The organism is Pseudoalteromonas sp. CO325X (genome assembly GCF_004208955.1).
Classification (GTDB): Bacteria; Pseudomonadota; Gammaproteobacteria; order Enterobacterales; family Alteromonadaceae; genus Pseudoalteromonas; species Pseudoalteromonas ruthenica.
This window is the reverse complement of record NZ_SGPG01000034.1, coordinates 62039-75073: the sequence shown is the minus strand read 5'-3', so window position 1 is coordinate 75073 and position 13035 is coordinate 62039. Positions and strand designations below refer to the sequence as shown.

13 protein-coding genes are annotated in these 13035 nt (G+C 48.1%); 2 read left to right on the top strand and 11 right to left on the bottom strand.

The window, feature by feature from the left end; translation table 11 throughout:
- Window positions 1–23: 23 nt before the first annotated feature.
- Window positions 24–965, bottom strand: coding sequence for a hypothetical protein (locus EXT46_RS18075; RefSeq protein ID WP_130148985.1), 942 nt, complete (start codon window positions 963–965; stop codon window positions 24–26).
- Window positions 966–1004: 39 nt separating this feature from the next.
- Here EXT46_RS18075 and EXT46_RS18070 point away from each other — a divergent pair, with 39 nt between their 5' ends.
- Window positions 1005–1478, top strand: coding sequence for a YcxB family protein (locus EXT46_RS18070; RefSeq protein WP_130148983.1), 474 nt, complete (start codon window positions 1005–1007; stop codon window positions 1476–1478).
- Window positions 1479–1503: 25 nt separating this feature from the next.
- Here EXT46_RS18070 and csrA read toward each other — a convergent pair whose 3' ends face one another.
- The 6 genes from csrA to ribA form a co-directional block, all read right to left on the bottom strand.
- Window positions 1504–1695 carry a carbon storage regulator CsrA gene (gene csrA / locus EXT46_RS18065; RefSeq protein WP_022946934.1) on the bottom strand — a complete coding sequence of 64 codons (192 nt, stop codon included), beginning with the start codon at window positions 1693–1695 and terminating at the stop codon, window positions 1504–1506.
- Between the two features lie 93 nt (window positions 1696–1788).
- A complete protein-coding gene (locus tag EXT46_RS18060) occupies window positions 1789–3003 on the bottom strand; it encodes an aspartate kinase (RefSeq protein ID WP_130148981.1) in 1215 nt (404 codons plus the stop codon).
- Between the two features lie 21 nt (window positions 3004–3024).
- Window positions 3025–5625 (bottom strand): alanine--tRNA ligase, encoded by a 2601-nt coding sequence (alaS, locus tag EXT46_RS18055; protein ID WP_045978616.1) that lies wholly within the window; start codon window positions 5623–5625, stop codon window positions 3025–3027.
- A 10-nt stretch (window positions 5626–5635) separates the two neighbouring features.
- Window positions 5636–6100 carry a regulatory protein RecX gene (locus tag EXT46_RS18050; protein WP_022946937.1) on the bottom strand — a complete coding sequence of 155 codons (465 nt, stop codon included), beginning with the start codon at window positions 6098–6100 and terminating at the stop codon, window positions 5636–5638.
- Window positions 6100–6900, bottom strand: coding sequence for a BPSS1780 family membrane protein (locus EXT46_RS18045; protein WP_053910693.1), 801 nt, complete (start codon window positions 6898–6900; stop codon window positions 6100–6102). Before EXT46_RS18045 ends, EXT46_RS18050 begins: the two co-directional genes overlap by 1 nt.
- Window positions 6901–6934: 34 nt before the next feature.
- Window positions 6935–7558, bottom strand: coding sequence for a GTP cyclohydrolase II (gene ribA / locus EXT46_RS18040; RefSeq protein WP_022946939.1), 624 nt, complete (start codon window positions 7556–7558; stop codon window positions 6935–6937).
- A 332-nt stretch (window positions 7559–7890) separates the two neighbouring features.
- Between ribA and EXT46_RS18035 the strand changes: the two genes are divergently transcribed.
- Window positions 7891–8307 (top strand): rhodanese-like domain-containing protein, encoded by a 417-nt coding sequence (locus EXT46_RS18035; protein WP_053910692.1) that lies wholly within the window; start codon window positions 7891–7893, stop codon window positions 8305–8307.
- Here the strand turns inward: EXT46_RS18035 and EXT46_RS18030 are convergent.
- The 4 genes from EXT46_RS18030 to EXT46_RS18015 form a co-directional block, all read right to left on the bottom strand.
- The gene (locus tag EXT46_RS18030) at window positions 8294–8938 is read right to left on the bottom strand and encodes a 3'-5' exonuclease (RefSeq protein ID WP_130148979.1); all 645 of its coding nucleotides are present in this window, start codon (window positions 8936–8938) and stop codon (window positions 8294–8296) included. The genes EXT46_RS18035 and EXT46_RS18030 overlap by 14 nt on opposite strands.
- Before the next feature lie 2 nt (window positions 8939–8940).
- Complete coding sequence (locus EXT46_RS18025) at window positions 8941–10785, bottom strand: DUF294 nucleotidyltransferase-like domain-containing protein (RefSeq protein WP_130148977.1); 1845 nt, start codon at window positions 10783–10785, stop codon at window positions 8941–8943.
- A gap of 165 nt (window positions 10786–10950) precedes the next feature.
- Complete coding sequence (locus EXT46_RS18020; RefSeq protein ID WP_022946944.1) at window positions 10951–12675, bottom strand: sodium:solute symporter family protein; 1725 nt, start codon at window positions 12673–12675, stop codon at window positions 10951–10953.
- Between the two features lie 11 nt (window positions 12676–12686).
- Window positions 12687–12950: a DUF4212 domain-containing protein gene (locus EXT46_RS18015; RefSeq protein WP_022946945.1), complete on the bottom strand. Its 264-nt coding sequence runs from the start codon at window positions 12948–12950 to the stop codon at window positions 12687–12689.
- Window positions 12951–13035: the final 85 nt, after the last annotated feature.

Genomic DNA, 13035 nt, shown 5'->3' with positions numbered 1-13035 from the left:
TTTATACTTACCTGACGCAGTAGCTAACCGTCATCTTCACAGCGAGGAACAGCGCTATTTGTCAACAAGGGAGACACCTGAAAAGGCTGTGCTGAATCTACATTAACGGTTACATGAGCAATATCTAAAACCTGAAAATCGCCAGGTGCATTAAGATGCCAAAGCTGCGACTGACGCTGTGAAAAACAAAATTCACTGGTATCGCCATGCACCACTAAAATAGGATAATCACTGTGTTGAGCGAGCTTATCTAAATACTGACGATAGACAGCAAAGCCATCACATGTTCGGTTATTGTCACTGCACACTCCCTTATCGCTACTTGAGCGAAAGATATCCGCTTGAAAAAAGACAACCATGGCGGTTAGGTCTTTATCAGCATGGCGTGTTAGCCATTGAATATTGAGCTGATCTCGCTTTTTAACAGCCTGCAGCGCTTGTTTTTTATGAGACTTAAGAATTTGCGCACGACCATTATTGGTACCAACCACATGCACAGTTAGGTACTGCACTTGCTCTATACGCCAAGCCTGGCTTTCTGGCAGCTCAGGCTGGCGTTCATAGCCGGGCAAAGCGACCGTGTGCACAGCGAATTCTTTACGTACAAAACTTAGCCTCTCTAGCTCATCAAAGCGTGTGCTAAGCCCTTTCCTATCGCAGTCGGTCCAATCATTGTCACCCGGTGTGTAGACAAAGGGCCGCTCACTAAGATTAGCTAACAGCTGGTAGTTGCCGCGCAAAACATGATCGGTGCAAGCGACAGCTCCAGCCTTAATATCGCCGACGTGGACAATAAAATGATGTGGGGTTTGCCGCACGCCTTGATATAATGGCCCTGTAGGTGGGGTGAGCAGCGCTTCATCGATAGGAGAATATGGCATATCGCCAAAGACCAAAAATTGGTGTTGGGCGCCAACCGTAGCGCTGAAAAGCGCGGCCGTTAATGCCATAAAAATCGTGCGCATACCTGCCTCTATATTAATCAAGTTCATATAACGAGTACTATGAATTACCACACTAGCTATATTTTAGATAAAGACTACTACCACGAAAGCTTTGAGCAGTCTTTGCCCTTCAGCCATCGCCGCCAACTCAAATATCCACTGGTGCTCTTGCTCGTGGGACTTGCTCTTTTTAGCATGTTTAAGTTGCAAAATAACTACCTTGGTTATTTTTTGTTTGCTTTAGCTATTTTAGAAGTGGTTGCCTACAAATATCAGCAACCTTGGTGGGTGGCACGACAGCGATTAACAAGAGCTGCTGGAAATGAAGTGACGCTGCGGATTGATGAGCAAGGAATTAGTACCGAGATTAATGCCCATAAGAAGCAATACTCATGGCCACAGATTAAAGAGGTATTGAGTACGCAGAAGGGAATAATTATTGTCACCGATAAGGGAGCTAGGCACTATTTTCCCGCACGAGTGCTCAATGAGAAAGTGATTGCATTTATTTTCGATAAAAATAAAGCCACTTGATAGTGGCTTTTATGAATTCGTTTATTTATGCGTTGCCCGGATTTGAGTCCGATTTTTCGGCTTGGATTCGCATGTAAATCTCTTCGCGGTGAACAGACACATCCTTTGGTGCATTCACACCGATACGCACTTGGTTACCCTTAACGCCTAAAACAGTCACTGTGACTTCATCACCAATCATTAAGGTTTCACCAACTCGACGAGTAAGAATTAGCATTCGCTTGCTCCCATAGTTCCAAATTAGTAAAAAATTCCGTCTCCGGCATTCTAAAGAATAATCACTCTAAAAGTAAGTAAAACTTAAAAGCGATTATTCACTTGCCGTTAAAAAAGCCGCATGTAATGCACGTACGCCCAATTCCAAGTACTTTCGTTCAATAAGAACTGAAAGCTTTATTTCTCCTGAGCTAGCGACGACTACATCAATATTTTCATCGGCTAACACGCGAAAAAATCGCCCCGTAATTGGCGTGTTCGTTTTTATCCCTGCGCCAACTATAGACAACATGGCGAGGTCGTCACGACTATCTATTTTGGCCCCGCTTAAAGCACCACTTTCTTGCAATAAACTCATTGCTTGTTGCAACTCTAAGCTAGGTACACTTATAGCATAGTCTACTTTTCCAACTTTTTGATTAACTTGGTTAATCATGTCTATTTCGATGCCTTTTTCAGCCAAGAGTTCCACTATATTTGCTAAAGTAGAACCATCATTTGAGCAATCATTTATAAAGATAAGCGCTTGCTCACGCTTGGAGGCAATTCCCGAAACAGTCTGTTGTTGCATACCTTCATCCTCGTAATCAACGCGCGTCCCTTCCCCAACATTAAAGCTGGATAACACCCGCAATGGCATTTTATAATGCGCAGCGGCTTCCACTGCACGAATATGCAATACCTTCGCGCCTAAACTAGCCATCTCTAGCATGACCTGCACTGACACGCTCGACAGCTTCCATGCCCCAGGTTCGATACGAGGATCAGTGGTATATACGCCGTCAACGTCGGTATAGATCTGACATTCTTGAGCATTTATCGCAGCGGCAATGGCCACTGCCGAAGTGTCGCTACCGCCGCGCCCCAAAGTGGTAATATTTCCTTCCAAATCACGGCCTTGAAATCCTGCTGCGATAACAATGCGACCATGTTCAATTTCTTGACGTAAGCGGGCACTGTTGATGTCATTGATACGTGCTTTGGTAAAGAGGTTGTCGGTGCGAATACCCAGTTGATCGCCTAGCAAGCTGATGGCAGGGTAGCCTCGGCGGATCAGTGCCATCGCTAGAAGACTGGCACTTACTTGCTCTCCGGTACTGACTAATGCATCAAGTTCACGAGGACTGGGGGAGCTATCAACTTGCTCAGCTAACGCTAATAATCGATTAGTTTCGCCTGACATTGCTGACACCACAGCCACAATGTGGTGGCCCTGCTGACGTTGGCGAATAATGATATCGGCGACGGCCTCAATACGCTCAATCGAGCCTACCGAGGTGCCGCCAAACTTTTGAACTAACAGTGCCACGAATAAATACGCGCCTGTTGTTTATCCACGTTCACTCACCCATGCTTGAACACTGGCCAGTGCGCTATCTAAGTGCTCTGGTTGCGAGCCACCGGCTTGTGCCATATCAGGGCGACCGCCACCTTTACCACCGACTTGTGCAGCCATATGGTTAACCAACTCTCCGGCTTTAAACTGACCAGTAAGATCTTTGGTGACACCAGCAATTAAACTGACTTTTTCGCCGTTCGCAACGCCTAAAGCAATAATGCCTGAACCCATCTTGTTCTTCAGGTCATCAACCATACCACGCAGCGCTTTGCTCTCGGTGCCAGCAACATTCGCCACAAGCAGCTTAACGCCGTTGACATCAATGGCACTATCAAGCAACGAGGCGCCCGCTGCACTGGCAAGCTTGTCATTCAGTTGCGCCACCTGCTTCTCAAGGCCTTTACTACGCTCAATTAAACCCGATACTTTATCAAGCACCGAGGCATTATCCGCTTTGAGCAACGCCGCTATCTGCGCCAGTTTGTTCTCTTGCTCAGCAACATAATTCAATGCATCATCACCGGTGACCGCTTCAATACGGCGCACACCAGCGGCAATACCTGCCTCTGAGACGATTTTAAATAAACCGATGTCGCCGGTGCGCTGCACGTGGGTACCGCCACACAGCTCGATAGAGTAGTCACCAATGCTCACGACGCGTACTTCATCGTCATATTTCTCGCCGAATAACGCCATAGCGCCCTTTGCTTTTGCCTCATCAATGGCCATCAGCTCAGTTTGCAAAGCAAAGTTACGACGAATTTCAATATTCACTTGTTGTTCGATGCGTTGTAGTTGCTCACGCGTGACGCCCTCAAAATGGGAGAAGTCAAAACGCATACGATCAGGCTCAACCAAGGAGCCTTTTTGGTTTACATGCTCACCCAACTCTTGGCGCAATGCTTCGTGAATAAGGTGGGTTGCAGTGTGGTTTTTCTTAATGCGGTCACGGCGCTCAGCATCGATACGCGCGTCCACTTTATCGTTCACCCCCATTTGCCCACTTACTTTGCCGTAGTGCGCAATAGCATTGCCGAGTTTTTGTGTATCGGTAACAATAAACTCTCCATTACCGGCTTTCAGCACGCCGGTGTCACCCACCTGACCGCCTGACTCAGCATAAAATGGCGTACGATCAAGTATCACGATACCTTCTTGACCGTCTTCCAATACCGATACTTTATCACCAGCAGCGAACAACTCGACTACAGTGCCGCTATAATGCTCGGCTTCATAACCCTTGAAGTCGCTCGACTTATCAGAGCGCAGTTGCGTGTTGTAATCAGCGCCAAACTTGCCAGCTTGCTGTGCTTTTTTACGTTGCACATCCATACACTGCTGAAAACCACGCTCATCAATGGTCATAAAACGCTCACGAGCGACATCAGCGGTTAAGTCCGCTGGAAAGCCATAGGTATCATAGAGCTTGAATACCACATCGCCGGGAATAACATCGCCTTCTAGGGCGCTTAAGTGTTCTTCCAAAATAGCCAAGCCGCGTTCTAGAGTTTTGCCAAATTGCTCTTCTTCAATACGCAGTACTTTTTCAATAATGCTCTGGTGTTTGGCAAGCTCAGGGTATGCATCCCCCATCTGTTCAATCAGCGCACCAACCAGTTGGTGGAAGAAGGTGCCTTTTGCTCCCAGCTTGTTGCCGTGGCGCACAGCGCGACGAATAATACGACGCAACACGTAACCGCGTCCTTCATTCGAAGGCATAACACCATCTAGCACCAAAAACGCACACGAACGGATATGGTCGGCAATAACCCGTAATGACTTATCTTCTAAATCCTGCGCATTCGTCACTTTTGCTGCAGCTTGGATTAACGCTTGGAATAGGTCAATTTCATAGTTTGAATGCACGCCCTGCATGATGGCGGCGATACGCTCAAGACCCATGCCTGTATCAATAGATGGGTTAGGTAAGGCTTCCATCGTGCCATCGGCATGGCGGTTATATTGCATGAAAACCAAGTTCCAAATCTCAATATAACGGTCGCCATCTTCTTCTGGCGTCCCTGGTGGACCGCCCCAGACTTCTTCACCATGATCGTAGAAAATTTCCGAGCACGGACCACATGGACCAGTATCGCCCATGGACCAAAAGTTATCTTTTTCACCAATGCGAGAGACGCGATCGGCTGGCACGCCAATTTTGTTAATCCAAATATCGGCGGCTTCATCATCTTCGGTAAACACCGTCACCCAAAGTTTCTCTTTAGGCAAACCGAGCTCTTCGGTCAAAAAAGTCCATGCAAATTGAATAGCTTGCTCTTTGAAATAATCGCCAAAGCTAAAGTTACCGAGCATTTCAAAAAAGGTATGGTGACGGGCAGTGTAACCAACATTTTCTAAGTCGTTGTGTTTACCACCTGCGCGAACACAACGTTGGGCGCTGGTCGCTCGCGTATAGGGACGCTTTTCCGCGCCCAAAAATACGTCTTTAAAAGGCACCATACCGGCGTTGTTAAACAACAACGTTGGATCAGTACCAGGAATTAATGAAGCCGAAGGCACAATTTGGTGTTGGTGCTTGGCAAAATAGTCTAAGAACTTTTGTCTTAGCTGTGCGGTCGTCAAATGCTGCATTGCGTTTTTCTCACTCGTCATTCGCTTCACTTGCAAGTGCAAATTCTATCTGTTGGTAGTCAAACCCACGCGCTGTTAAATAACGCATGCGCTTAGCTTTTTCTTTGTAATCTAATTGTTTATCTGTTGTCCGGAACTTCCGGGTATAAGCTTCTAAAGCGAGTTCAAACCAATCTATGTCTAAGGCATCGATGGCTTCACTAACTTGCTCTTTTGCCAGCCCCTTTTGCTGCGCATCAGCCATAATGCGTCGCGGACCATGGCGCTTATCCGCTGCGCGACGGACAAAACCGGCACAAAACCGGTTGTCATCTAAAAACCCATGTTGCTCACACCAGTCCAGTAATTCGCAGCTAAACGCCTGCGGCACTTGGCGCTGGCTTAACTTGCGCTCTAATTCTTTGCGGCTGTAGTCCTGTCGTCCTAACAGCCACAGAACGTAATTTTTTTGCTTTTGCTTTTCGCTATCGTCCATTAGGCGTCAAATCGACCATTGTCGGTGGTGTCGCTAATAGCATTAACATGCTGCGCTGTGGGTGCATCCTGCTCGCCCAGTTGCGGCGCAAAAATCGCCTGAAACGCCACCAGAAGGCTAATGTAGCAAATCGGCATTAGAACCAGAAGAGGAATAAAGGACAATACTGCACACAACAGCATCAAAACACCCATAATAAGCCCATACACCGTCATTGCTGCGGCATTATGATAAAACGCCATCAAGCTGGCTTTCATCACCGCCCACATCGACGTGTGGCCGCCAAAAAACACTAATGGTATGGCAAATGCAAAGGCGCACAGGTAAATACTGGTTATTACCAGGAACAAGGCTAACGAAGGAAATGACAGGCTTTGTGCTAATAGCTGTAGCGCCTGCTCTGGGTTCATGTTCGGGTCACTCACCACCGCAGCCATATCCGCAAATAACACGCTAGCTAGCAAGCCTAGTAAGATCCCCGCACCCATTTGGTACAAGCCGACCCGGAACAAGCCCATACGTCGGCCTTTTTGTGAAAACACATCGATGATGTCGGCAAAGGCAACGTTTTTCCCCTGCTGGCGCGCAAGTGCTGACTGATAAAAACCAGCCATTAGAAAAGGCGTCGCCAGTGCTGCTGGAATTTTCAACAGCGGTACCACCAGCCCAACTAACCCTAAAACAGCAATGAGCAGGTACATAAACATAAAGGTGAAAGGCTGCTTGGCAAATATATCCAATCCCTGCTTTATCCAGCGCCCGCCGGCTTTGGCGCTATGTACGCGAATTTCTATAGCCATGATGACTGCGTTTCCTCTTTCTTTGCGTCGTGCTTTATGGTTTTTGTATTTTTTTGATATCGAGCATGTGCGAGCCATGCTTAATTTTGGTTTCTAAGTATGCTTGGTTTCCCGTTAAGCCCACCTTAATATGCGCCGACGTGCCCACGACAGCTTTCACATCGATGCCATTATCAGCTAACGCACTGAGTTTTTTAGGATTATTAGTCATCAGTTTGACCTGCGTCACAGCCAACGCCTTAAGCATGAGTACCGCATCGGAAAACTCACGCAAATCATCAGCAAAGCCCAAGTGGTTGTTGGCTTCATAGGTGTTCATACCTTGAGACTGTAAAACATAGGCGTCGAGCTTATTGTACAACCCTATGCCTCGCCCCTCTTGACGCAGGTATAACAATATTCCGCCCTGTTGGTGCATTAATTCGATACTTTCATTGAGCTGCTCACCGCAGTCACAACGACTGGAGTGGAAAACGTCGCCGGTTAAACACTCAGAGTGCATGCGAATAAGCGGTGTCTGCTGATGCTTGTCCGCCTCATTAAAAATTAGTGCAACATGCTCTTGGCCATCTTTTAGCCCAGAAAATGAGACAATTTCTGCCGGGATATCACTGTTTTTGCCCACATTTAATTGGACCCTAGCTCTTACTTCAGCCACGACGACTCACTCTTTTATAAAAAACAACTGTGATAGTATAACAAGCCGCTGCTCAGAATCAGCCGCTATATGCTTTTAAATGGGGCTATATTAACACGAAACAACAATACCAAGCGATGGCTAATCAAGGGAAACATGTGCTCAACACGGTGGTGGTAGCCGTATACATAAATGGTGATTGTGCTGGCGGGGAGCTGAAAACCTTGCAGCCAGTGGATGCTCGCGACTATGATCACCCTTAACGCTACGCGTTGTGCCAAAGTGGAATAGGTCATACACACTGGGTGTCATCGCTTCGTAAACGACTAATCACGCCAACAACAGGGGCTATTATGATAAAAACAATCGCATCACAACTCACTGCATTCGGGGTATCGCTGGCCTTCGTCCTGTGCACCCTCGTTTTTGCACCCGCACTGCACGCTGAGTCAGCACAGACGGTTACGCAGCAACAACTGATGGCGGATAGGTTCAGTGCCACGCCAATGACGCTGCTTGATGTGCGCTCAAAACAAGAGTATCAGCAAGGACATATCAAAGGTGCGGTAAACATCCCCCATAGCGAGATTGTTGAAAATGGCGCCACACTCAACAAAGACACAGCCATTGTGGTGTATTGTCGCAGTGGTCGTCGCGCAGGTATTGCTCTGGAGGCGCTTAAAGAGCAAGGCTTTACCCAGCTATACCACTTAGAGGGTGATTTCTTAAAATGGCAACAAGCCGAACTGCCTTTAATTAACCAGCAGTAATCAACGCGCTGAGCGGCAGCCTTTGCTGCCGACTCATGTGATTAACTTGGGCAAGAAACAATTCCGCAGTGGCCAACGCATCGCTCAACGCATTGTGTTCCCGATAAACCGGCAACTGGTAGCGACGCCGACAGGCACTGAGCGACAATGCATCAAGCGCCACTTCCGTGCCCTGCCGCGCTAAACGGCGTTGCTCAATTTTCAGGGTATCCAACGTCAAGTAACGAAACTTTTGCCCCTGCTGTTTGTAAGCACAGCGCAAAAAACGCTCATCGAGCAAGGCATTATGGAACACTAAAATACTGTCTTCGCAGGCAGCATCAAAGGCGGTCAGTATCGCCGCCATGGAATCGCCCTCGCTGATTAAACGCGACGCGGTGATACCGTGATAAATAGGCGATTGCGCTAGCTGCGACACCCCGCTATGCAACATATGGGCACTTTGGCGCGGGCAAATACGTTGATTTTCGATCACCACCCACGCCATAGATACAATTTCATGCTCCTTAGGGTTTAACCCTGTTAGCTCTAAATCCACCACCACATATCGATGACGATGCCAACTATCAGCAAAGCCAAAATGATCTTGGCCAAACACCGCTTTGAGCTTTTGCCACCACGCATAGGTCATAATTACAAGCTCCCTCGCGCGAACTTAAAGCTCGCCGCCTGCTGGGCTTGGCGCACCAAGTAAAATGCCTCTTTAAGTTGGTGGCGCTCGAGCGACGTTAAAGTATCGGGGTTAATACAGTTACTTGGCACCGGCTCTTTATCCAGCTGAGCTTTAAGACGCAATTGCGTTAAATAGCGCCAGCAGTCTTTTAAATCAAAAATGTCTTTTTTCGATAACTGCCGAGTTTTTATCAGCGCATCCAAGCGCTCTAGGGTATTGGCACTGCGGATACCCTCTTGCAGAGCATACAGGCGAACAATGTCGTTAATAATCACAATACCGCGCTTTTTCAGGTCGATAAACTTGTGATGCTGGGCGTCGGTTTGCGTTTTTAGTTGATGGAACAGGCCTATAGGCACCGAATTTTGGTTCAGCTCACTGGCCAAGGCACGGTAAAAAAGCTGATCGCGGTTTTGCTTACCAAGTGACGTTGTAAATGCCGCAAACAAATCACTGGAGCCGGTGATAAAGCGAATATCAAAGAAGATTTTACAGTTGAGCATAGCCTCGGGCGTGGGACTGCCAAGCCAGCCAGCAAACTTATCTAACCAGGCCGATATCGATAGCCGACATTGCGGGTTACTGGCCATGATGTTCCCTGGACAGCGGACAATGCCGCAAACATCGAGCTGCTCGCACACAAACTCGCCCATGCCACGAAAATAATCAGCCTCAGCATCGCTCAATTGATCGGGCAACAGCAAACCATTATCTTGATCTGAGTGCAGCGTTTGTTCTTCCCGCGCTTGTGAACCGAAGCAAATCCAGCTAAAACGCTTAGGCGCATCGCCATGGCGTTGTTGGTATAATTGAATCAATCGCGTGGTCAACGCATCACTAATACCACTGAGTAGCTTACCCACCAAGGTGGTGTCTTCGATATGATAAGCAAAGCTATCGAGTAAACTTGGCACCTCACTGGCATAGCGCTTTAAATCAGCAACCCCCGCCGCCTTATAAATGCGACCAATGAGCTGCACGGGATCGCTTTTTTGCTGCCGTAACAAGTCAGTCGCGGTCACCATGCCCACCGGCTGATGCGCCTCGTTCAGCACCGGCAAATGGTGAATATTGTGCTTGAGCATTAAATGCATAGCCGAAAATACCCGGTTATTTTCGAAAATGTATTTCGGGTGGGCGGTCATAATGGCTTGCAAAGGTTGCTCAGGGTCCACCCCCGCTGCCAGAACTCGAGTGCGCAAGTCGCGGTCGGTGACCACCCCGAGCAACTTGGTGTCTTCGCTGTGGGTTACCATAATCGATGACACTCGCTGGTCACTCATCAGTTGTGCACACTGCCTAATACTGGCCTCAGGGCCCAGAGTAACGGCTTGGCGAGTCATCAGCTCGGCAATTTTACGTTCTGACCAGCTATCACTGTGGTGTTGATATTTCGATGACAATAGGCGATTCGAGTGTGCACGAACAAAGTACTGCTCAAAGGGTTTATATTCGTGGCGCAAATAATCAAAACTGGACTGACTGAGAATATATACCAGAGCTTCCTGCTTTATCTCGATACGGTTTTTAATGGCCTCACCGCTGAGTAGCGACGGATAGCCGAAGTAATCACCCGCACTTAAGCGCGCGACCGCCTCTCCACTTGGTGCGACGATTTCTAGGCTACCGCTGCGAATAAGAAATAGTTTTGGGTCGTCAGAATCAAGCCACTGATGCTGGTTCTCTCGCGTGACATAAATAACTTCAAGGTGATGACAAAAGTATTCACAGGCAGAGCGCGCTAACGTATTAAACGGGGCCTGTTCAATGACAAAATCGATAATATCTTGATGCTGTGGGCTCACTATCCACACCTCAACTGATCACTGCTGTGTCTACCTACTTGTTAGCGTGTTAGCCAACCATAGATAAACACCGCATCCTGCATATAGCTTAAATCTAGGCCGAAAGCAGCGACAAAAAAAGCCCGACCTTGGTCTAAGGCCGGGCTTGTCTGTGTGTTTCACACATTAGTGTGCGTGTGCGGTCCCTGATCCTTTCGGATTCCGGATCCCCTCGACCATCTCACGAATCTCTTCTGGTGTCTCAGCAGTCATACGCTGAACCACAACGGCGACCACAAAGTTTACCACCATACCGAGCAAACCAATGCCCTCAGGGGAGATACCGAACAACCAGTGCTCGGCACTATTTAGGTCGGGGCTGATAAACTTGAAGTAGATGATGTACGCAGCGGTAAAGCCGATGCCCGTTACCATACCGGCAATCGCCCCTTCTTTATTCATGCGCTTAGAGAAAATGCCCATGATAATCGCAGGGAAGAAGCTGGCCGCTGCCAAGCCGAAGGCGAAGGCCACCACCGATGCCACGAACCCGGGCGGGTTGATGCCAAAGTAAGCGGAGATGCCTATGGCCACCATTGCCGCTAACCGCGCTGCCAGTAGCTCTTGCTTGTCGCTGATATTTGGCTTCAAAGTACGCTTCAACAAGTCGTGGGACACCGAAGTTGAAATGACCAATAATAAACCCGCAGTGGTCGACAATGCCGCAGCAATACCACCGGCTGCAACCAAGGCGATAACCCAGGCCGGTAAATCAGCGATCTCTGGGTTAGCAAGCACCATAATATCGCGATCGACACTCACCTCGTTGGCACTGCTTGGGTCGTTAACATCCCCTGCTGAGTAGTACATGCGGCCGTCATCATTTTTGTCATTGAACGTGATTAAGCCGGTTTTTTCCCAGTTTTTAATCCAGGTTGGGGCTTCGCTGTAGAGCGTTCCGCTGCCATCTTTGCCATTGATAGTGTCAATCATATTAACACGCGCAAAAGACGCAACTGCCGGTGCCGTGGTATACACGATGGCAATGAACACTAAAGTCCAAGCCGCAGAAATACGGGTGTCACGCACTCGAGGTACAGTGAAGAAGCGAACAATTACATGAGGCAAGCCCGCAGTACCAACCATTAAGGCGCCGGTAATAGCGAACACATCAATCATGCTCTTGGAGCCTTCGGTGTATTGCGCAAACCCGAGCTCGGTACTGAGGCCATCGAGTTTATCGAGCATATAAGCGCCCGAGCCATCACTCAGTGTCGCCCCAAAGCCAGTTTGTGGCAGCAAGTGACCGGTCATCATCAACGAGATAAAGATTGCCGGAACCAAATAAGCAAAAACAAGGACACAGTACTGCGCTACTTGGGTGTAGGTGATGCCTTTCATACCGCCCAATACGGCATAGAAGAACACAATCACCATACCAATGTAGACGCCGGTTTCAATGTCTACTTCAAGGAAGCGCGAGAACACTACGCCCACACCACGCATTTGCCCTGCGATGTAGGTAAAGCAAATAAAGATGGCGCAGAAAATAGCCACCATACGTGCCGCTTGAGAATAATAGCGATCGCCAATAAAGTCCGGCACGGTAAACTTACCGAACTTACGAAGATAAGGCGCAAGGCACAGCGCAAGTAACACATAACCGCCGGTCCAGCCCATTAGATACACGCCACCATCATAGCCGGCGAAAGAAATAATCCCCGCCATAGAGATAAACGACGCAGCACTCATCCAATCTGCAGCAGTTGCCATTCCGTTTGCCAAAGGTGGTACGCCACCCCCAGCTACATAGAAGTCGTTGGTTGAGCCCGCTCGAGCCCAAATAGCAATACCGATGTACATGGCAAAGCTAAGGCCAACAATTAAAAAAGTTAACGTTTGAACATCCATCACTGCGCTCCTTATTCGTCTACGCCGTATTTTTTATCTAACGCATTCATTTTGTGTGCGTAGACAAAAATAAGAACCACAAAGGTATAAATGGCGCCCTGTTGCGAGAACCAAAAACCCAGTTTAAACCCGAAGAAACGCACCTCGTTGAGTACGTCGACTAGCAAAATGCCACAGCCAAATGAAACCACGAACCACACCACTAGCAATTTAAACACTAGACTGAGGTTTTCGTTCCAATAGGCTTTAGCGTGATCTGCATCTTTAAAAGCCATTTTTGTATCCCCTTCACGTCACACTAAAAGTATGACTGGTTGTTATCATCACTTTTGAATCTAGCAACGCCAGCGCCAGAGGAAA